Below are 22509 nucleotides of genomic sequence, written 5' to 3' on the forward strand. Positions count from 1 at the left end.
TGAGACAGTTCGGTCCCTATCCGGCGCGGGCGGAGGATATTTGAGAGGAGCTGCCCCTAGTACGAGAGGACCGGGGTGGACGGACCACTGGTGTATCAGCTGTCGACCAACGGCATAGCTGAGTAGCCAAGTCTGGACGGGATAAACGCTGAAGGCATCTAAGCGTGAAGCCCCCCTCAAGATGAGATATCCCCTCCTTCAAGGAGATAAGATCCCTTAAAGACGATAAGGTAGATAGGTTCAAGGTGTAAGTGTGGTAACACATTCAGCTGATGAATACTAATAGATCGAAGGTTTATTCTAAAAGATGTTTAGCGAATAGGATACTAAGTCCTACTGTGTGAAGTTTTGAGGTTGCTATAAAATAAAGGTAGCAAGCATTTATTAACGCTTGCTATTTTTCTTAATAAAGTAACTTATTTGGGGGCGTAGCTCAGTTGGGAGAGCACCTGCCTTGCAAGCAGGGGGTCAAGAGTTCGAATCTCTCCGTCTCCACTAAAGTTCTTGCAGAATTTTGCAAGAACTTTTTTTATGAAAGTCACTTTGAAAAAACTTAAATTAATGTGAAGTTTTTGTGATTTTTCTATTGAAAGCGACTACATATTGTGATATTATCATTGAGTCGCGTGGGTGAAGGACTTAAATTAATTTTAGGTTTTTCGCTTACGATTTAGGGGATTGGTCAAATGGTATGATAGGGGTCTCCAAAACCTTTGGTGGGAGTTCGATTCTCTCATCCCCTGTTTGACTAGAGCTGTAAGCTATGTAGCTTACAGCTTTTTTATTGCGTTATAAGAAAGCAAAAGTTTCCGATGAGAAACTAATTGTTTATTCTTTTTTTCACAATTATTACATATAATGAAAATGTGCAAACGCATTATATCAGCCAACCCCTACGGCTGATTATGATTAACACCCTATTAATCATTTCTCCCCTATTTTTATAATAGGCCCTTTGTAAAATTCGATTTTACAAAGGGGTTTTTTTTTATATAATAAAATATAAGCTATTTATAGCGAAATATTATAGGGAGAATAATAATAGGGAAATGAATACTAAGAATTTTAAGTGCTTTCAGGTTCTTTATGAAGAAAAGAATCTTGTTCCAGCTGCTAAGAAATTATTCATGTCTCCTCAGGGGTTAGGAAAGTTAATCAAGAATCTTGAGGATGAGCTGGATACACCGTTGTTTATCAGAAGCAAGGATGGATTCTTGCCTACTGATGCAGGGATTTTGTTTTACGAAAAATGTCTTGAGCTAGAGAAAAGTTTTCGGGATTTAATGATTAATCTTGAGAATGTTCGCAACCGAGAAAAGCGTTTTCAGATTGGATTTGCGTCTGGCTCAATTAGGGTTATTGATATAAATAAGATTCAGAAGTTCATGGATGAGAATCCAGCAATCGTCGGAGCCTGGTATGAGCAGGATAATGCTATGGTTAAGGAACGAGTTCTTAATGGGGAATTAGGCTTTGGATTTGCTATTGGCGCTCCTGAAGATAATCGCCTCAAGGGGGAACTTATTAAATCTGAGGATATGGTCTTATATGTATATAGAGGACATCCTCTTTTTGATAAAGAAGAAATCTCCGTAGAGGAAATTAAAGGAGATAAAATTATCTCTATGGCTAGCAGATATAGAATTCATCAGGATTTTCTTACAGCTTGTCATATGAATGGATTCCATCCTAACATAGTGGGTAATGTTAATGAAGGATTCTCTATTTTCAGACTAGTTGAAAATCGTGTTGGTCTTGGTGTTTCTCCAAAAATTTTACCAGACTCTGATGATGTTAGAGCGGTAAAGCTCAAGGGTGAATATTCTTGGGATGTATACGGCATTTATCGCGAGGATGGAGCAGATGTAGAGCTGGCTAAAAAGTTGATTGCGTTTATTAAATAGTGTCTAAAATGAGACATGATTCATTGAATATAGATAATCTTAGTGATATAATATTTTTAAATATTCAGACAATTTAAAACATTGGCTGAAGGGGATTTTAATAGGTGTTTTTACAGACAAAAGGAGAAGGATTATGCTTGCTACACTAGTACCACTTTTTTATGAAGACATGTCAGTGGCATCATATTGTTTGTATGCCCAAAAGGAGAACATGTTTGAACATCCTCATTTACTTGGAGCTGGTAAGTATGATGGGGCCGGTTCTATCGTAGGAATCGAAGTATTTGACAGTATTTCAGAGTCGGATTTAATTGATAATTGCAGTATTATTATTCCAATTAATAATATTTCTTTGTTTTCAAATATAGAGCAGCAGCTCACTAGATTTCACGGAAGAATAATGCTTCTTCTTGATCAGTCTATTAAGCCAGAGGATTCTTATAACAAGAGAATTGTGGACCTTAAAAATAAGGGATTTAAGCTTGCAATTAAGGATTTGCCACTTGCTAATGTTGAGGACTATAAGACCTTACTTAAGGACTTTGATTTATTCCTTGTTAATAGTGACACAGGTGATGTGGTAGAACAGGCAAAGGCTTTCAGAAAGGTTTTGCCTAGTATAGATTTCTGTGCAGAGAATTTACATTCTAAGGAAGAATTCGATGTAGCTAAGGATTCTGGTTTATTTAAGATTTTTGAGGGAACATTCTTCAGAATTCCTATTAATACTCAGGATACAGAGGTTACACCTATCAAGATGAATTACATGAAGCTTATGAGTGTGATTAATCGTCCTGACTTTGACCTAGAGGATGTAGCCAATGTAATTGGTCAAGACCCGGCTCTTTCTATAGAGCTTCTAAAAATTGCCAATAAACTGACACTTAATTCAAATATTAGATCTATTCAGCAGGCTACAGCACTTTTAGGTCAGCGAGAGCTTAGACGTTGGTTGAACACTACATTGTTTAACGGACTTGCAGCTGGTAAGCCAAATGAAATCACTCGTCTTTCATTGATTAGAGCTAGGTTTGCAGAGAATCTTGCAATAGCATTTGATTATGCAATGCGCAAGGATGAGCTTTTCCTTATGGGATTGTTCTCACTCTTGAATTTGATTCTTGATATGCCAATGGAAGAGGCTCTTACACAGGTAGGTGTTAGCAATGAAATCAAGAAGGCCCTTGTCAGCGGAGATGGTATTTTTGCACCACAGCTAGACTTCTTACTTAGCTATGAAGCTGGTGACTGGCAGGAAGTTTCTAGATTAATGGTGCTTCATGACATAGAAATGCATGTGGTATATGATGCTTATGTAGAGGCATTGAAGTGGTATGGCAATATGTTTATAGAACATTAATTAAATAAAAATGTCTTATTTAGCCTCGTGGGTGCTTCCACGGGGCTTTGTTTTGGATAAAAAACAATTTTTACGTCTTTTAGTGCACGAATTGATAATTGTGGGCTCGAATTAGATTGACATACTCCTATAATGATGATATAAATTTATAGTGCTTTTTTTAGGTATGTTTTATAGTTTATAGGAGTTGAGTTATTATGAAGTTTAAAATTAGACTTGAGAACACTAAAGATGCTGAAGAGTTTGTAAAAGCAGCATCAGAGTGCGGCGGCGAGGTTGATCTTCATAGTGGCGTTGTATATATCGATGGTAAGTCGCTTCTTGGTGTGCTAGCTATGGGTATTAAGCGCGAGATGGATGTTCATGTTTCTGAGCATGTATATGCATCCTTCAAGAATGAAGTTGAAAAGTTCGTTGTTGCGTAGAATAGAATAATGTATAATAAAGCCTGTGATTATCACAGGCTTTTGCTTTGCAAAACTTTATTTTATTCGAAATGAAAGTATCTAGATTAGTTACTCCTGAGGGAGAAAAGGCACAAATTAATATTTCCGTTAGAAACTTGGTTGAGTTTCTGCTGAGAGAGGGCGACATTGATAACCGAAGAGGCTCTGTTGACCCATTTGAAGCGATGCAGGAGGGTAGTAGGATCCATAGAAAGATTCAAAATTCTATGGGTCCATTTTATAGTGCAGAAGTTCCTCTCAAATATGCTATAGAGTACGACGATTACATACTGGGACTTGAGGGAAGAGCAGATGGACTAGTATTAGATAGAGATGAAAATGGCGATGTAGTCACTGCTACAGTTGATGAGATAAAGGGCATGTATATGGATGTCATGACCTTTGAAAAGCCGGTTCTAGTGCACGAGGCTCAGGCTAAGTGTTATGCCTATATTGTGGCTAAGGAATATGAGCTTGAGACCATAGAGGTTCAGATGACCTATGTGAGTCTTGAGACAGAGGAAATCAAATACTTTAATAAAATATATACATATGAAGAGATAGAAGAATGGTTTTTAACTATAATTGGAATATTTAAAAAGTGGGCAGATTTTCAATTCTATCATAAGAAGGAGCTTATTGATTCCATTCAAGGCTTGCAGTTCCCTTATGATTACAGAGATGGACAAAAGAAGCTTGTCGCTGATGTGTACCGTAGCATTTATAGAAGGAAGACTCTTTTTATGCAAGCTCCAACTGGTACAGGAAAGACTATTGCCAATGTGTTTCCGGCTGTGATGGCATTAGGACAGAATTTAGCAGAGAGAGTTTTTTATCTTACAGCCAAGACGGCTACGGCTTTGGCGGCTCGAGATGCATATAGTTTGCTAGTTGAAGGCGGTTACGAGGGCAAGACAATAATGCTTACCGCCAAGGAAAAGATGTGTCTATGTGATGAGGCAGATTGTAATCCTGACTATTGCCCATATGCAAGGGGTCATTTTGACAGAATAAATGATGTAATATATGAGGTTATTACTAAAGAGACAGTAATAACACGAGATATACTCCTGGGATACGCTCAGGAGTACGTGGTGTGCCCTTTTGAGTTGGCGCTTGATGTGAGTACATGGTGCGAGGGAATTATTTGCGATTATAATTATGTGTTTGACCCAAATGTTTATCTGAAGAGATTTTTTGCAGAAGGCAAAAGTGGCGAGCATATTTTCCTAGTTGATGAGGCTCATAATATGGTAGATAGAGCTAGAGAGATGTATTCCGAGACTCTAATCAAAGAGGAGATTCTTTCTATTAAAAGATATGCTAAGCCGGTTAGTAGAAAGCTTACCAATGCGCTGGAAAAATGCAATCGTATTATGCTTGAGTATAAAAGACTCTGCGATAGTGACATTACTGTCCTAGAAGATATCGATACATTGGTTTATGCATGCGATAATCTTCAGATGATATTTGAGCAGCTATTCAAAAAGGAAATAAAATTTGGCATTTACCAGGATGAGGTCCTTGATTTTTATTTTAGATTGAGAAATTTTACAGCTATAGCTTATCAGCAGGATAGTGCCCACTACAGAATATACTGTGATTTTGATGAGGATAAGAATTTTAATTTACATCTTTATTGTATTGACCCATCTGCACAGCTGCAGGATAGACTTAGACTAGCTAGGGCATCAGTGTATTTTAGTGCAACACTTCTTCCTATAGATTATTACAAGGACTTATTGTGCAACGATAAGGATGTTTACGCTATATATGTAGATTCAGTTTTTGATCAAAAGAATAGACTGTTGTTACTTGGTACCGATGTTACAAGTAAATATACAAGACGAGGCGATGACGAGTATACTAAGTTCGCGAAATATATTCAAAGTATTGTAAGTGCAAAGCAAGGCAATTATATGGTCTTTGGACCTTCCTATAAATTCATTGAGGATATTAGGCAAAAGTATGTGGAGCTTATGGAAAATGATTTTTCTGAGCAGGGTGATTTTGCATGGGAAAACATATCTGAAATAGAGCGGGAAGATTCAGAAGTTTCATATAAAGAAGAATTTGATAATGTAGAGCTTTTAGTGCAGAGACAGAAAATGACAGAGCAGGAGCGAGAGGATTTCTTGCTAGAATTTGAAAAGCAAAGGGACAAGTCTATGGTGGCCTTTTGTACCCTTGGTGGCATTTTCTCAGAGGGAATAGATTTAGTCGGTGGAAAGCTTATTGGAGTTATAGTGCTTGGAGCTGGATTGCCACAGGTGGGCAATGAAAGAAAGCTTATGTCAGATTTCTTTGATGAATATGGTAAAAATGGATTTGAATATGCCTATCTTTATCCTGGAATGAACAAGGTGATTCAGGCAGCTGGAAGACTTATTCGCACAAAGGAGGATGTAGGAGTAATCGCTCTTTTAGATGAAAGATTCAGATTTTCAAGCTATAGAAAGACTTTTCCCCGAGAATGGAATGATGCTGCATTTACAACTGTAGATGATGTTTCGGTAAAATTGACGAATTTCTGGGAGAAAAAAAGCTAAAATACTATTAGGAGATGTGAATTTTTTGTGTTATACTGTCTACAACTGTGGGATATGAGATGACTAATCAGTCCCAGAGGAGTCTAAATAAATATCACGGAGGTGTAATGTGGGCAAGGTAAGAAGAATTTACGTCGAAAAAAAGCCACAATTCGCAGTATCTGCTAAGTCACTGTTTTCCGAAATAGGAAGCTATTTGGGTATCAAGGGTGTTACAGGAGTCAGGGTTCTGATTCGTTATGACATTCAGGATGTTTCTGATGAGGTCTTTAAGAAGGCTGTTAAGACCGTTTTTTCGGAGCCGCCTGTTGATGATGTTTATGAGGAGTCATTTGACTATAATGGTCGTGTCTTCTCTGTTGAGTTTTTGCCAGGTCAGTTTGATCAGCGTGCTGATTCTGCTGAGCAGTGCATGAAGCTTTTAAATGAAAATGAAAATCCAACTATTCACACAGCAACTACCTATGTTATTGAGGGTAGCATTTCTGACGATGAATTTAATGCTATTAAAGAGCATTGTATTAATCCAGTTGATTCTAGAGAGACTTCACTTGAAAAGCCAGAGTCTCTATCTGATAATTTCGAAGAGCCAGCCGATGTCAATACTTTTGACGGTTTCATTTCTATGGCTGAGAAAGATTTACGCAAGTTATATGATTCCTTAAATCTTGCTATGACATTTAAGGATTTCCTTCACATTCAAAATTATTTTTCCAATGAAGAACATAGAGACCCTACTGTTACTGAAATTAGGGTATTAGATACATATTGGTCTGACCATTGTAGACATACTACTTTCTCTACAGAGCTTAAGAATGTCACATTTGCTGATGGTTACTACAGAGCTCCTATCGAGGATACTTACAATGATTATCTTGATAACTTCAAGGTACTTTACAAGGATAGAGATGACAAGTTCGTATGTCTTATGGACCTTGCACTCCTTGCAATGAAGCGTCTTAAGGCTGACGGCAAGCTTGCAGATCAGGAAGAGTCAGATGAGATTAACGCATGCTCAATTGTTGTACCTATCAATGTAGATGGTACAGAAGAGGAGTGGCTCATCAACTTCAAGAACGAGACACACAATCACCCTACTGAAATTGAGCCATTTGGTGGCGCTGCTACTTGTCTTGGTGGTGCAATCAGAGATCCACTTTCAGGACGTACTTATGTATATCAGGCAATGCGTGTAACTGGTGCCGCTGATCCTACAGTATCTGTTAAGGATACTATGGAAGGAAAGCTTCCACAGAAGAAGCTTGTTCGTGAGGCAGCTCATGGATATAGCTCATATGGTAACCAGATTGGTCTTGCTACTGGATATGTTAAGGAAATCTATCACCCAGATTACGTTGCTAAGCGTATGGAGATTGGTGCTGTAATGGGTGCTGCTCCAAGACGTGCTGTTCAGCGTCTCAACTCTGATCCAGGAGATAGAATCATCCTCCTCGGTGGACGTACAGGTCGTGATGGTATCGGTGGTGCTACAGGTTCTTCTAAGGCTCACAATACAGAGTCTACTGCAGTATGTGGTGCTGAGGTTCAAAAGGGTAATCCACCTACAGAGAGAAAGATTCAGAGACTTTTCAGAAGAGAAGAAGTTTCTTATATAATTAAGAAGTGTAATGACTTTGGTGCAGGTGGTGTTTCAGTTGCCATCGGTGAGCTTGCTCCAGGTCTTCAGGTTAACCTTGATAAGGTGCCTAAGAAATATGCAGGTCTTGATGGTACAGAGCTTGCTATTTCTGAGTCACAGGAGAGAATGGCAGTTGTTGTTGCTCCTGCTGATGTTAACAAGTTCCTTCAGTATGCAGCAGAGGAGAACTTAGAGGCAATCGAGGTTGCTATTGTAACAGAGGAGCCTAGACTTGTACTTAACTGGAGAGGTAAGGAGATTGTCAATCTTTCTCGTGCTTTCCTTGATACAAACGGTGCACATCAGGAGACAGACGTATTCGTAGAGCTTCCTGATAATCAGAATAAATATACTGACAAGATTGGTATTGAAAAGGTTGCTAAGGATATTGAAAATGGCGACTTTAAGGCTGCTTGGTTAGATACACTTGCTGACTTAAATGTCTGCTCACAGAAGGGTCTCGTAGAGATGTTTGACGGCTCTATCGGAGCAGGTTCGACACTTATGCCTTTCGGTGGTAAGTATCAGCTTACAGAGACACAGGCAATGGTAGCTAAGGTACCAGTTGCTGATGGCAATACAGATGCAGTTACAATGATGGCTTATGGCTTCAATCCATATGTCAGCTCATGGTCACCATACCATGGTTCACAGCTTGCAATTTTAGAGTCAGTTGCTCGTATCGTTGCAACAGGTGGTGATTACAAGAAGATTAGATTTACATTCCAGGAGTACTTCCGCAGAATGAGCGAGGATCCAAAGAGATGGAGCCAGCCATTTGCAGCACTTCTTGGTGCATATAAGGCTCAGATGGAGTTTGGACTTCCATCAATCGGTGGTAAGGATTCAATGTCAGGTACATTCAATGAAATTGATGTTCCACCAACACTTGTTTCATTTGCTGTAGATGTAGCTAAGGAGCAGGATATTGTTACTCCAGAGTTAAAGGAAGCAGGGGATAAGCTTTACTTACTTAGAGTTCTCCGCGACAACTATGATCAGCCTAATTACGATCAGGCAAAACTTATCTTTGAAGTTGTTAGACAGATGGTTGAGCTTGGAAACATTAAGGCAGCTTATGCACTTGATGCATACGGACTTGTACCAGCTGTTTCAAAGATGGCATTTGGTAACAAATTCGGTGTTAAGCTTCATGATGCATGTCAGACAGAACTTCTCTTTGGTTGTGTCATCGGTGACATTGTCGTAGAAGTTTCTGAGGATGGCGCAATGGCAATTATCCAAGAGCTTGAGAAGCGCGGATTATCAGATTGCGGTTATGAAGTTGGTGAAGTTACAGCTGATAGCACATTTACATATAAAGACACAAAGATTTCTATGGATGAGGCCCTTGCTGCTTGGACAGGTACTCTTGAAAAGGTATTTAAGACACGTAGCTACGAGGATACTTCACTTGTAGATACAGGTGTATATGAGGCTAAGAACTTCTACGTTTGCAAGAACAAGATTGCAAAGCCAAGAGTATTTATTCCAGTATTCCCAGGAACTAACTGCGAATATGACTCTGCTAGAGCATTTGAAAATGCTGGTGCTATTGCAAATGTTAAGGTATTCAAGAACCAGACAGCAGAGGATATCAGAGAATCAGTTGACGAGTTCTCAAGAGCTATTGCTCAGTCACAGATTGTAATGTTCCCTGGCGGATTCTCAGCTGGTGATGAGCCAGAGGGTTCTGCAAAGTTCTTTGCAACTGCATTCAGAAATGAAAAAATGAAGGAGGCTATTCACGGTCTTCTTGATAATAGAGATGGACTTATGCTTGGTATCTGTAATGGTTTCCAGGCCCTCATCAAGCTTGGTCTCGTACCTTATGGCGAGATTCATACACAGAAAGAGGATGCTCCAACTCTTACATACAACACAATCGGACGTCACATTTCTAAGATTGCTTACACTAAGGTAGTCAGCAACAAGTCTCCATGGCTTGCAGGTGCACACCTTGGCGAGACATACTGTGCTCCAGCTTCTCATGGTGAGGGACGTTTCGTCGCTTCTGATGAGTGGCTTAAGAAGCTATTTGAAAATGGTCAGGTGGCTACACAGTACGTTGATGAAAATGGTAATCCTACAATGGATGAAGAGTGGAATATCAATGGAAGTTACTGTGCTATCGAGGGTATTACTAGCCCAGATGGTAGAGTATTTGGTAAGATGTGCCATGCTGAGCGTAAAGGACAGGGCGTAGCTCTCAACATTTACGGTGAGCAGGATATGAGACTCTTCGAAGCTGGTGTAGCTTACTTTAAGTAAAACGTAAAATCCAAGGTATATTCTACCTTGGATTTTTACAAAACATAGAACCGGATGGATTCTGTGTAGATGATAGATAGCTTCTGCTTATGAAAATACTAGTCAGAAGCAGGAGAAAATGTAAAAGGGTAGAAAAGAGGAAAGATGAAAGCATTTTTGATTTTGGAAGATGGTACAGTGTTTGAAGGAACAAGTATTGGTTCTACAAGAGAAGTTGTCAGCGAGATAGTATTCAACACATCAATGACAGGTTATCTTGAGGTACTTACAGATCCTTCTTATGCAGGGCAGGCAGTGTGCATGACATACCCACTGATTGGCAACTATGGTATTACTGATGATATGGAAAGTGGCAGACCTTGGCCAGACGGATTTATCGTTAGAGAGTTAAGCAGAATTCCTTCTAACTTCCGTTGCAAGGGAACTATCCAAGATTTTCTAGTAAAGCACGATATTCCAGGTATCGCTGGTATCGATACTAGAGCACTTACAAAGATTCTCAGAGATCGTGGTACAATGAACGGAATGATTACTACAAATGAGAATTTCAATTTTGAAGAAATTAAGCCAAAGCTTCAGGCTTATGCTACAGGTGATGTAGTTTCAAAGGTTACTTGTTCAGAGAAGACAGTTTTAAAGGGAGCCGGTAAAAAGGTTGCACTTTTAGATTTTGGTGCAAAGAAGAACATTGCAAAATCTCTTAATGATAGAGGTTGTGAGGTTACTATTTATCCAGCTCACACAAAGGCTGAGGAAATCCTTAAGACTAATCCAGACGGAATTATGCTTTCAAACGGACCTGGAGATCCAAAGGATTGTGGACCTATCATAGATGAGATTAGAAAGCTTTACGAAAGCGATACACCAATATTTGCAATTTGCCTTGGCCACCAGCTTATGGCACTTGCAACAGGTGCAGATACACACAAGCTTAAATATGGACACAGAGGAGGAAATCACCCTGTTAAGGATTTACAGACCGGTCGAGTATATATTTCCTCTCAGAACCATGGCTATGTTGTAGATACAGACAAGCTTGATCCTAAGGTTGCAACACCAGCATTTGTAAATGTTAATGATGGAACCAACGAGGGTCTTAAGTATACTGGAAAGAACATTTTCACTGTTCAGTTCCATCCTGAGGCATGCCCAGGACCACAGGACAGCGGATACTTGTTTGATAGATTTATTGAAATGATGGGAGGAGCGAAATAATGCCAAAGAGAAGTGACATTAAAAAGGTAATGGTGATTGGCTCAGGTCCTATCGTCATCGGACAGGCAGCAGAGTTTGACTATGCAGGTACTCAGGCTTGCCGTTCACTTAAGGAAGAGGGCATGGAGGTATGCTTGGTTAACTCAAACCCAGCTACAATCATGACAGACAAAGAAATCGCAGATCAGGTTTATATTGAGCCTCTTACTGTAGATGTTTTAAAGCAGATTATTATTAAGGAAAAGCCAGATTCACTTCTTCCTACTCTTGGAGGTCAGGCTGGACTTAACCTTGGTATGGAACTTGCTGAGTCAGGATTCTTGGCTGAGCAGGGAGTTAAGCTTATCGGTACAACTGCTGAGACAATTTTTAGAGCAGAGGATAGACAGGCATTCAAGGATACAATGGAAAAGCTTGGTGAGCCTGTAGCAGCATCCCTTGTAGTAAATACAGTAGAGGATGGTATCAAATTCACAAATACAATCGGATATCCTGTAGTACTTCGTCCTGCATATACACTTGGCGGTTCTGGCGGTGGTATTGCTCACAATCAGGCAGAATTAGTTGAGATTCTTACAAACGGACTTAGACTTTCTCGTGTACACGAAGTACTTGTAGAGAGATGTATCGCAGGTTGGAAGGAAATCGAGTACGAGGTAATGCGAGATGCAGCAGGCAACTGCATCACAGTATGTAACATGGAGAACATTGATCCAGTTGGTGTACATACAGGTGATTCTATCGTAGTTGCTCCTTCACAGACACTTGGCGACAAGGAATACCAGATGCTTCGTACATCAGCTCTTCGTATCATCGATGAGCTTGGTATCACAGGTGGATGTAACGTACAGTATGCTCTTCATCCAGAGAGCTTTGAGTACTGCGTAATCGAGGTCAATCCTCGTGTGTCTCGTTCATCAGCGCTTGCTTCAAAGGCAACAGGTTATCCAATTGCTAAGGTAGCTGCAAAGATTGCCCTTGGTTACACACTTGATGAGATTCCAAATGCAATTACTAAGAAGACTTTCGCCAGCTTCGAGCCAATGCTTGACTACTGTGTAGTAAAGATTCCTAGACTTCCATTTGATAAGTTCATTACTGCAACTAGAAAGCTTACAACTCAGATGAAAGCTACTGGTGAGGTAATGTCCATCTGCAACAACTTCGAAGGTGCCCTTATGAAGGCCATCCGTTCACTTGAGCAGCACGTTGACTCTCTTATGAGCTATGACTTCTGCGATATGACAGATGAGGAACTTAATGAGGCACTTACTGTTGTAGATGATAGAAGAATTTACTGTATCGCTGAGGCACTTCGTAGAGGTGTATCATACGAAAAGATTCATGATATTACTCAGATTGATATCTGGTTCATTGATAAGATTAAAATCCTTGTTGAGATGGAGCAGCGTCTTGCTAATGAGGAACTTACAGTAGAGCTCCTTAAGGAAGCTAAGAGAATTGAGTTCCCTGACAATGTCATCGCTGATTTAAATGGCAAGATGACAGAGGAAGAAGTTCGCAAGATGCGTTATGACAATGGCATTGTAGCAGCATACAAGATGGTTGATACATGTGCAGCAGAGTTTGACGCTATGACTCCTTACTATTATAGCGTTTACGGTAGCGAGAATGAGGCAGCTGAGACTAGCGGACGCAAGAAGGTACTTGTACTTGGTTCTGGTCCTATCAGAATCGGACAGGGTGTTGAGTTTGACTACTGTTCAGTTCACGCTACATGGGCATTTGCTAAAGAGGGCTGGGAGACAGTCATCGTAAATAACAACCCAGAGACAGTTTCAACAGACTTTGATATTGCTGATAAGCTTTACTTTGAGCCTCTTACAAATGAGGATGTAGAGTCTATCGTTAATCTTGAAAAGCCAGACGGCGCAATCGTTCAGTTCGGTGGTCAGACAGCTATCAAGCTTACAGAGCACCTTATGAAAATCGGTGTGCCAATCCTTGGTACAAAGGCTGAGGATGTAGATGCAGCAGAGGATAGAGAGCTCTTCGATGAAATCTTAGAGAAGACTAAGATTCCACGTGCAGCCGGCGGAACAGTATTTACAGCTGAGGAAGCTAAGGAAGTTGCGAACAGACTTGGTTACCCAGTACTTGTACGTCCTTCGTACGTTCTTGGTGGTCAGGGTATGCAGATTGCATTCAATGACGAGGAAATCGAGAAGTTCATGGACATCATTAACCAGATTGCTCAGGATCACCCAATCCTTGTAGACAAATATTTACAGGGTAAGGAAATCGAGGTTGACGCCATCTGCGATGGTGAGAATATCCTGATTCCAGGTATCATGGAGCATATCGAGCGTACTGGTATCCACTCAGGTGATAGTATTTCAGTATATCCTGCACATACAATCACACAGGATATCAAGGACAAGATTGTAGACTATACAGAGCGACTTGCTAAGGCTCTTCACGTACTTGGTATGATTAACATCCAGTTTATCGCCATGGATGGAGAGGTTTATGTAATCGAGGTTAACCCACGAAGCTCTCGTACAGTTCCATATATCAGTAAGGTGACAGGTATTCCAATCGTAGACCTTGCAGCTAAGGCTATCTTAGGTCACAAGATTACAGATATGGGATACAAGCCAGGTCTTCAGCCAGAGGCAGATTACATTGCCATCAAGATGCCAGTGTTCTCATTTGAGAAGCTTCGCGGTGCTGAGATAAGCCTTGGACCTGAAATGAAATCTACAGGTGAGTGTCTTGGTATTGCTAAGACATTTGAAGAGGCTCTCTACAAGGCATTCCTTGGCGCGGGAGTTGTTCTTCCAAAGCATAAGCAGATGATTATCACTGTAAAGGATGCTGACAAGCCAGAGGCACTTGAGGTAGCAAAGAGATTTGAAAAGCTTGGTTACAAGATTTACGCTACACGCTCTACAGCTAAGTTCCTTCAGGACGGCGGTGTAGATGCACTTCGTGTCAACAAGATTACACAGGAATCACCAAATGTAATGGACCTTATTCTTGGTCACAAGATCGACCTTGTTATCGACACACCTACTCAGGGACATGGCGACAAGACAAGAGATGGTTTCCTTATCAGAAGAAATGCAATCGAGACAGGTATCAACTGTATCACAGCTATGGATACTGCAGTTGCTCTTGCAACTTCTCTTGAGTCTGCAACTACAGAGTACACACTTGTAGATGTGGCAACTATATAATTTAATATAATTAATTAAAAAATATTGACCTTCCACTATGTGGAAGGTTTATATTTTATTCAAAGACATGGCCTAGTCTAAGAATAATTACATTGGGAGGTAATGAGATATGGGAACAGTACCCGTAGCATCACTTGTAGGAATGTGTGTTTCACTGGTTATTGCATTTGGATTACCAATTGGACTCATGATATATGGAAGGGTGAAACTAAAAGCAAACTGGATTTGGGTTGTAATTGGAGCAGTTACATTTGTAATATTTGCACTTGTTTTGGAGCAGATTCTGCATATTGTAATGCTGAGACGCCTAGGTAATGTTTTTGCTGGGAATGTATTATTAAAGGCAGTTTATGGTGGACTTGCAGCAGGTATTTTTGAAGAAGTGGGACGTTTTGTTTCTATGAATTTATTTAAGAAACATAGTCTTGGAAAACAAAATGCCTTTATGTATGGAGTTGGCCATGGTGGAATAGAAGCAATTATACTTGTTGGCATAACTTACATTTCGAATCTTTTAACTTCATTTATGATTAATGCAGGAACTTTTGAAGCTTCACTTTCTATGCTTGATGATAAAATGAAAGAGGATACCCTGAATCAGGTTTCCTTATTATGGACACTGCATCCGACAGTATTTTTTATGGCAGGCGTGGAACGCATTATAGCTATAGCTTTACATATATGTTTGTCATATATTGTTTATAGGGCAGTAGTAGACAGTAAGATTCAGCTTTTACTGTTATCTATTGTTATTCATGCAGGTATTGATTTTATAACTGTTTTTCTCGGTGCTCAGATTTCAGTTTTTATGCTTGAGGTTATACTATTTATTATTGTTGCATTAATCTCTATATTTGTTTATAAAAAATATAAAGGTGAAAAAACCGACAATAGGGAGCAGGATTATGAAAGAGAGAGTTTATAAAACAAGATGTGGAGCTATTCACTATTGGATAAATCCAGATGGGGACAATAAAGATAAGCAGATAGTATTTCTGCCGGGGCTTACTACTGATCATAGACTGTTTGATAAACAGATAGAATATTTCGAAGGTAAGTATCCAGTGTTTGTATGGGACCCACCGGCTCATGCATCTTCCTATCCATTTGAGTTGGATTTTTCTTTAGCCGATAAGGTGAGATGGCTAGATGAAATTCTTATGGAAAATGGTTTTGATAAGCCTGTAATTGTGGGACAGTCAATGGGGGGATATTTGGGACAGATGTATATGCAGCTTTTCCCAGAAAAGATAGTAGGATTCATTTCTATTGACTCAGCTCCGCTGCAGAAGCAGTATTATACAGGAATTGAGCTTTGGCTCTTACATAGGATGACGCCAGTCTATCGTCATTATCCATGGAAGACTCTGATTAGACAGGGAACAAAGGGCGTTGCTACTTCTGAATATGGGCGTGAGTTGATGAGAAAATTCATGATGACCTATGATGGTAATCAGGAAAGATATGCTAGGCTTGCAGGCAGTGGATTTAAGATTTTAGTGGAGGCAGTAGAAGAAGAGCTTCCTTATGACATAAAGTGTCCGGCGGAACTTATATGCGGCACAAAGGATATGGCTGGGTCCACCAAAAGATATAATAGAGCTTGGCATAAGAAATCGAATCTACCAATTCATTGGATAGAAGGCGCTGGTCATAACGCAAATACGGATTGCCCAGAGGAAGTAAATAAAATAATTGAAGATTTTTTAAAATAAGTGTTGACCTTCCAGCTGGTGGAAGCTTTATATTATAGCCATAGACAAGGCCAAGTCCAATAAAAAATCTAGGGAGAAAGCATGAAAATCAATCAAGTTGAAGAGCTAGTTGGAATTACTAAAAAAAATATTCGCTTCTATGAGGAGCAGGGATTGATTAATCCTGAGAGAAATAGAGACAATGGTTATAGAGAATATTCTCTTAAGGATGTGGATCTATTAAATAAGATAAAGCTACTTAGAAGTCTGGATGTTCCAATTGATGAGATTCGGAAATTGGAAGTAGGAGAGATATCCATGGTAGATTGTCTGGATAGGCACATTTCCCATTTTACACATCGCCAAAAGGAACTGGATATTATGAAAGAGATGTGCAGGGAAATAATGGCTGAAAATGTTCAATTTGATGATTTACAGGCAGACTCTTATCTAGAAAATATGAGAAACCTAGAAAGGGGAGGTGTCAGATTTATGGATGTAAATAAAACAGATATAAAGAAGACCAAAAGAGGCCCAATTATTGCAGCAGGGGTTAGCATCATATTTTTTATCCTTATGATAGTGTTTATGTGCTGGACGAAAAGTGCAGATGAGGAGACCCCTATAGGATTAGTTGTAGTTATGGTATTATTGTTTGTGTCTATGATTGTTGGAGTTTTGCTAGCACTTAGACAGAGATTAAAAGAAATTGATGGAGGAGAGATTAATGAAGCTCGTAAGTATTGAGACAATTCCAGGACAGGAATTTGAGGTTATTGGTGTGGTAAAGGGTACTATAGTACAGTCTAAAAACTTTGGTAAGGATTTTATGGCTGGAATGAAGACTCTTGTTGGTGGTGAGATTTCAAGCTATACAGAAATGCTTGTAGAGGCAAGACAGATTGCCACAAAGAGAATGGTAGATGAGGCAGAGCAGCTTGGGGCTGATGCTATCGTAGGAGTTAGATATGCATCTTCATCTGTTATGCAGGGTGCAGCAGAGGTGCTTGCATACGGAACTGCAGTAAAGTTTTTATAGAACTAGATAAATAATTAGGGATGGCAAATGCCATCCCTTTGTTGTTCATTAATTAAAATGTAACTGTCTTTGGAGCATCAGTGAATGATGAGAAAGTAGCTGTAGCGTTCTTGAAGTAAAGAACCTCAGTGTTGTCATCTTCAGCTGAATACATAGCCTTGAGATTTGGATAAGCATCAAGCATGCTCTCCTTAGCCTCGATTCTATCATCACGTACAAGCTCGCCTGCAACACGTACCCACTTTCCTTCTGCAAATCCGCAAATCTCTACCTTAGGATTCTTCTGAATCTGCTTTGATACGTCCTTTGACTTTCCAGTCTGGATGTAAAGCTTATCTTCGAAAATATGAATAGTGCCGAAAGGACGAACTCTTGGCTGGTCACCATCTACAGTTGCTAAATAATATGTACCGCATTTCTTTAAAAACTCGCAAACTTCTTGCATAATGAAAACCTCCTTAATGAATAATGCTTAAACACTTATATTATAATTAATTGCATGCAATCTTTTCAACCCTAAAATTCATAGGACGATTATGCAAACATGATAAATTGAAGTGTTGATTATTATTCCAATATAAAAAACTATACCAATAATTTGAAAGTAGTTATAGACAACTATAAAGGAGACTGGTATAATTAATATCGGTGTATGCGTTTATATGATTATAGATTATAAAGCGTGGATTTTATGGGAAATTAGTGATTAATAGTTAAAGGGAAGGACGGTTATGATGAATAAAAAAGCGATTTTTGCAGTACTATTTATTGGTGTATTATTATCTGGTTGTGGAAAAACTTCGGCAGTTGATACATCTACTATAGATAATGATGACTCAGTAAGGAAAGAGATAAGTATTGAGCAGCTTGAGGCTAGTGGAAAATATAGTGGAATTAATTATGAGTCAATTTATCTTAAGACAATTGATGTAGGAAGTAGAAATTATAGTTACTTTAATTTAGATGAAGATGATATTCCTGAACTTGCAGTGTTTGGGGATGGAGTAGCTCACAATGATCTTGTGAATGTCTACACCATTATGGAAGGTGATGTAAAGGAATTAGGCCAGTATGGCCAGTATGGTACTGTGCAATATATCAAGCAGGAAGGAATTATCTACGAGGAGTACGATAGTGCTGAAAGCTTCTATACAAATATTTATAAGATGCAGGATGGAGATGTAACTACTGTAAATAGTCTGCAAATGGATTATGGAACGGATGGTATTGTTTATACTATAGATTCCCATTCAGCAGATGAAAATGATTATAGAGAAATGCTTGCAGAGTATGACGGTAAGTTGGAAACAGTTGGAGCAGGAAAATAGTTGCGTTAATAATTTAGGTTTTATTAGGAAAGATATCTATGAAAAATAAAAAGTATAGATGGTGTGTTGCTGGTCTTATGGTTGCTATGGTTATGTGTTCCTGCGGCAAGTCTACAGATTCAATTAGCAATAAAAATGAGAAAGTAGTAGAAGAAAAGCAATCAGAAGAAAATAAGGAAGAGATTGTATCTGAAGTAAAAAATAGCTACTTTTTTGATACATCCCAAGAGAATCCTACATATACAGTAAATGCATTCTTGGAAGAGGATGTGGATGAGGTCAACATGAAAGTTGAGCAGGTGGCTACTTATGATAATGGCGATGTATATACCATTAATATTCAGTATGCTGATTGTCCGGGCAGATACTATTATGATGTTACAGATAGATTCAACCTAGGTTTCTTTTATGTAACAGATAGCAAGATAATAACGATAAGAGAACAGGAAGATGTTCCAACGGAAGATGAGTTTATTTCAGAGGGAATCGTAGTATGTGATAGTGAGGATTCTACGATAAATAATGATGGCGAAGAAGTTGAAATAACAAATGAGGATGGCACTTGTAGATGTAATATTTACAACACCCTTATAGAAAGCGGCTTTTATTCTACTTTTGTTTGGACTGAAGGAAAAGGGCTTACCTGTTTCAGATCTGGATATGGAGCAGAGGGAGATCCAATCGAACTAGTGCTTCAAGACTATAGAGATATCAAAAGCATAAGTTTACTAGATTTATATGATTTTGATGATGATTCTTCTTTAGAAAATGGTATGTATACCCTGGTAACAGATAAAGCAGCGGAAGAGGAATTTTTATCATATTTTTATAATGATGATTCTCAATATGAGATGATTGAAGACGCTGGTGCTGAGGTTTATGTAGGAAAAGTAGAAGATAAAAATGTATTTGTATCATTGGTTAGCAATAGTAAATCAGAGTATCCTAAGGAGGCCTATGGATTTAAATATTCAACTAGTGACGCTGTAAAAGAGGCTAAATATATTCCATATCAAGAAGGTATAGAGGTCCTTGATGGAATAAAATCTATAGATGGTCAAGAATACCAGTACATAGATGAGATTAAGCCTCTGCTAGATTACCAAGAAAAAGAATATATAAGAGAAGATGGGAAAATAGTAAAGATGGAATATAGCTCAGATTCAGAGGAATATGGAACCTATAATTCCTCAGGAACCCTATATTATGACAGTCAAGAACGTCCTTTTTATAAATCATATTATGTCACTAGCGGCTCAAAATATATGTTTTATTTATACGATGAAGAAGGAAATTTGATGCAGATATTCGATTTCGGAGGTATGTCTTATAAGAGCTTAGAGAAAAATCCGGATATTGAAATTGGAGTGGATTTTAAGACATATATTTTTGAATAACATTGGGGGATGGCAAAAGCCATCCCTTTTTCTGAAAGGGAGGTAAGAATAATTGAACAGATTATTTATGCGAGTAATACTTTTATTTTCATTAATAATTCTTTTTATTGGATGCGGAAAAGTCGAGAAGGAAAATAAAGATTCTGCTAATGATAAAGATGCTGAGTCCTCAATAGATACTGCAGTTTTGGGCTCAGATATAGTGATTGATGAATCAAGTTTTCCAGATGAATTTTTTAGAAATTATGTAAAAGAAGAAATAGATACAGACAAAGATGGAAAACTGAATCAAAAAGAAATCATGAATGTTGAATGGATTCATGCAAATGGGATAGCATATTTGGAAGATTATGATTATAACAAGATTAAAAGTTTAGAAGGGATACAGATTTTTCGTGGGCTAAAGAAATTAGATTGCAACGGGACAGAGGTGTCAATTGTTGATTTGAATAGTTTTTCTGAGCTTGAATATTTAGATTTATCGAACACTAATATTACAGAGATAGATATTTCAAAGAATAAGAATTTAAAAACAATCAATGTGGGAAAGACGAAAATAAAGTCACTAAATACATCTAATAATGGTGAGCTCATAGATTTAGATATTAGCGAGAATAGTATTGAAAAAATAGATATTTCTTCTAATACAAAATTAAAGAAGCTTTGTGCATATAAGACTGAGATTAATGATATTGATGTATCGAACAATGGTGATTTGGAAGAACTGATTATATATGATACAGGCATTAGTTATATAGATACAACAGTGCTAGGTAATTTAACAGATTTGAATTGTTCGGGAACAAATATTGAAAAGTTAGATGTTAGTGATAATAAAGAATTATTATCATTAGATATATCGCACACAAACATTTCAAATATTGATATTTCAAATAATGAAAAGATAAAGGTATTATATTGCTTGGATTGTTCTAATATTACTGCAATTAATGGAATTGGTCTCACATTGCAGGAATTAAGAATAGAGGGAACTAATATTTCTAACATAGATTTATCTGATTGTAATGACTTATATTATGTTTCATGCGATAATGATACTTGCATTGTAGGTGTTGATGAAATAGTTATTGATAGAACAAATGAATCAGAATAAAAATTTTAATAAGGCCTTATCTAATTTCATAAATGATGCAGCAGCTGGTGGGGCTGTTCGGCATTTGGCTGACAAGGGATATGGCATAAGCGAGATTGGGGAGCAGCTGGATTTTCCTGTGTCAAAGGAGAAGATTGCCAATTTTATGTGGGAACATTTCTTAAATACAGGAAAGATTTCCCTGGAAGAGCCAAGGGACACCTATGAGAAGGCTTCTTTTGTGAAGGAGCAGGATGAATTTGGCAAGATTAGTTTCAGAAGGGTGACAGAAACTGTTGATAACTCAAACCGTAAATACGTATTATGTGAATTCGGCAAGAAGTTATATAGGAAAGATCCTGAGTTTGTGGCGTGGCTAGATAGCTTGGAGGATAGGGATAAGGAATATATTTTACTATTGCCTTGGCCGTTAGAAGCTGTGTACCATGAGTTGGATGAGAGAATGATTAGACTTGGATTTAAAGCATAAGATAGGACAGATTATGAAGACTACAAATCATATTAAAGGTATTATTTTTATTTTGCTGGCTGCATTTGGATTTTCTCTTATGACCTTTTTTGTAAGGATATCGGGAGACCTTCCAACAATGCAAAAGGTGTTTTTCAGAAATAGTGTTGCACTTATAGTAGCGGTATCAGTAATGATTCGTTCCAAGGAAAAAATTGTAGTGGGAAAGGGCAACAGGCTAGGACTTTTTCTAAGATGTTTCTTTGGTACTACAGGAGTGATTTGTAATTTCTATGCCATAGATAGACTTGGAATAGCAGATGCTAATATGCTAAATAAGCTATCTCCATTTTTTGCCATTCTACTTTCGATTGTTATTTTAAAAGAGATACCAAATAAATTTGATATTATAACCACAGTTATAGCTTTTATAGGGGCGTTGTTTATCATAAGACCTACAGGAGCTGTCTCATCATTCTTCCCAGCAATTATGGGATTGATAGGAGGATTTGGAGCGGGAGCAGCATACGTATTCGTTAGAAAAATAAGCAATAATGGTGTGAAGACACCTGTTATTGTAGCTAGCTTCTCACTGTTCTCGTGTCTTGTAACTTTACCATTTTTAATTTTTGATTATTCTCCAATGAGTTTAAAGCAACTGGGATTTTTGGTGATGGCTGGAGTGGCAGCATCTCTTGGACAGTTTTCTATTACAACTGCCTATAAGTATGCGCCTGCAAAAGAGATATCTGTGTTTGATTACACTCAGGTAATATTTGCTGCACTGCTTGGATTTGCATTTTTTGGAGAGATTCCAGTGGTACTTAGCTTTGTTGGATATGGAATTATCATCACCGTGGCGGTGATTCGTTGGAATAGAAATAGAAAGATAGATTAATGGTAAA

The 22509-nt window shown here is 38.3% G+C and carries 17 protein-coding genes, 2 tRNA genes and 1 rRNA gene; 19 read left to right on the plus strand and 1 reads right to left on the minus strand.

Going from position 1 to position 22509, the window contains the following annotated elements; genetic code table 11:
* The 14 genes from BLP50_RS11085 to BLP50_RS11150 all read left to right on the plus strand — a co-directional run.
* Positions 1-303: ribosomal RNA gene (locus BLP50_RS11085) — 23S ribosomal RNA — on the plus strand; the annotation flags it as partial.
* Positions 304-422: 119 nt separating this feature from the next.
* Positions 423-495: transfer RNA gene (locus BLP50_RS11090), tRNA-Ala, on the plus strand.
* Between the two features lie 177 nt (positions 496-672).
* A tRNA-Trp gene (locus tag BLP50_RS11095) sits at positions 673-743 on the plus strand.
* A gap of 306 nt (positions 744-1049) precedes the next feature.
* Positions 1050-1904 (plus strand): LysR family transcriptional regulator, encoded by an 855-nt coding sequence (locus tag BLP50_RS11100; RefSeq protein WP_090154712.1) that lies wholly within the window; start codon positions 1050-1052, stop codon positions 1902-1904.
* 133 nt (positions 1905-2037) lie between these two features.
* On the plus strand, positions 2038-3264 hold the full coding sequence (locus tag BLP50_RS11105) for an EAL and HDOD domain-containing protein (RefSeq protein WP_090154714.1): 1227 nt from the start codon (positions 2038-2040) through the stop codon (positions 3262-3264).
* A 197-nt stretch (positions 3265-3461) separates the two neighbouring features.
* Entirely contained in the window at positions 3462-3689 is a 228-nt protein-coding gene (locus tag BLP50_RS11110) for an HPr family phosphocarrier protein (RefSeq protein ID WP_090154718.1), read from the plus strand.
* A gap of 71 nt (positions 3690-3760) precedes the next feature.
* The gene (locus BLP50_RS11115; RefSeq protein WP_090154720.1) at positions 3761-6259 is read left to right on the plus strand and encodes an ATP-dependent DNA helicase; all 2499 of its coding nucleotides are present in this window, start codon (positions 3761-3763) and stop codon (positions 6257-6259) included.
* Positions 6260-6368: 109 nt separating this feature from the next.
* On the plus strand, positions 6369-10169 hold the full coding sequence (locus BLP50_RS11120; protein ID WP_090154723.1) for a phosphoribosylformylglycinamidine synthase: 3801 nt from the start codon (positions 6369-6371) through the stop codon (positions 10167-10169).
* A gap of 144 nt (positions 10170-10313) precedes the next feature.
* Positions 10314-11384 carry a carbamoyl phosphate synthase small subunit gene (locus tag BLP50_RS11125; RefSeq protein WP_090154725.1) on the plus strand — a complete coding sequence of 357 codons (1071 nt, stop codon included), beginning with the start codon at positions 10314-10316 and terminating at the stop codon, positions 11382-11384.
* Positions 11384-14584, plus strand: coding sequence for a carbamoyl-phosphate synthase large subunit (gene carB / locus BLP50_RS11130; protein WP_090154727.1), 3201 nt, complete (start codon positions 11384-11386; stop codon positions 14582-14584). Before BLP50_RS11125 ends, carB begins: the two co-directional genes overlap by 1 nt.
* Positions 14585-14693: 109 nt before the next feature.
* A complete protein-coding gene (locus BLP50_RS11135) occupies positions 14694-15509 on the plus strand; it encodes a YhfC family intramembrane metalloprotease (protein WP_090154729.1) in 816 nt (271 codons plus the stop codon).
* Positions 15490-16299: an alpha/beta fold hydrolase gene (locus BLP50_RS11140; RefSeq protein ID WP_090154732.1), complete on the plus strand. Its 810-nt coding sequence runs from the start codon at positions 15490-15492 to the stop codon at positions 16297-16299. The genes BLP50_RS11135 and BLP50_RS11140 overlap by 20 nt, the downstream gene beginning before the upstream one ends.
* Before the next feature lie 81 nt (positions 16300-16380).
* Positions 16381-17025 (plus strand): MerR family transcriptional regulator, encoded by a 645-nt coding sequence (locus tag BLP50_RS11145; protein WP_090154734.1) that lies wholly within the window; start codon positions 16381-16383, stop codon positions 17023-17025.
* Positions 17006-17317 (plus strand): YbjQ family protein, encoded by a 312-nt coding sequence (locus BLP50_RS11150; RefSeq protein WP_090154736.1) that lies wholly within the window; start codon positions 17006-17008, stop codon positions 17315-17317. Before BLP50_RS11145 ends, BLP50_RS11150 begins: the two co-directional genes overlap by 20 nt.
* Before the next feature lie 52 nt (positions 17318-17369).
* On the opposite strand, the gene BLP50_RS11155 is transcribed toward BLP50_RS11150, so the two are convergent.
* Positions 17370-17762 (minus strand): pyridoxamine 5'-phosphate oxidase family protein, encoded by a 393-nt coding sequence (locus BLP50_RS11155; RefSeq protein ID WP_090154738.1) that lies wholly within the window; start codon positions 17760-17762, stop codon positions 17370-17372.
* A gap of 286 nt (positions 17763-18048) precedes the next feature.
* Here BLP50_RS11155 and BLP50_RS11160 point away from each other — a divergent pair, with 286 nt between their 5' ends.
* Genes BLP50_RS11160 through BLP50_RS11180 form a run of 5 tightly spaced genes read left to right on the plus strand, consistent with a single transcriptional unit; the run spans position 18049 to position 22502 of the window.
* Positions 18049-18645 (plus strand): hypothetical protein, encoded by a 597-nt coding sequence (locus BLP50_RS11160; protein ID WP_090154740.1) that lies wholly within the window; start codon positions 18049-18051, stop codon positions 18643-18645.
* A gap of 38 nt (positions 18646-18683) precedes the next feature.
* Entirely contained in the window at positions 18684-20042 is a 1359-nt protein-coding gene (locus BLP50_RS11165) for a hypothetical protein (protein WP_090154742.1), read from the plus strand.
* A gap of 52 nt (positions 20043-20094) precedes the next feature.
* Positions 20095-21156: a leucine-rich repeat domain-containing protein gene (locus BLP50_RS11170; RefSeq protein ID WP_090154744.1), complete on the plus strand. Its 1062-nt coding sequence runs from the start codon at positions 20095-20097 to the stop codon at positions 21154-21156.
* The gene (locus tag BLP50_RS11175) at positions 21143-21625 is read left to right on the plus strand and encodes a hypothetical protein (RefSeq protein ID WP_090154746.1); all 483 of its coding nucleotides are present in this window, start codon (positions 21143-21145) and stop codon (positions 21623-21625) included. Before BLP50_RS11170 ends, BLP50_RS11175 begins: the two co-directional genes overlap by 14 nt.
* Positions 21609-22502: a DMT family transporter gene (locus BLP50_RS11180; protein ID WP_330386087.1), complete on the plus strand. Its 894-nt coding sequence runs from the start codon at positions 21609-21611 to the stop codon at positions 22500-22502. Before BLP50_RS11175 ends, BLP50_RS11180 begins: the two co-directional genes overlap by 17 nt.
* Positions 22503-22509 lie beyond the last annotated feature (7 nt).

It is taken from the genome of Pseudobutyrivibrio sp. AR14 (assembly GCF_900101325.1).
Lineage (GTDB): Bacteria > Bacillota > Clostridia > Lachnospirales > Lachnospiraceae > Pseudobutyrivibrio.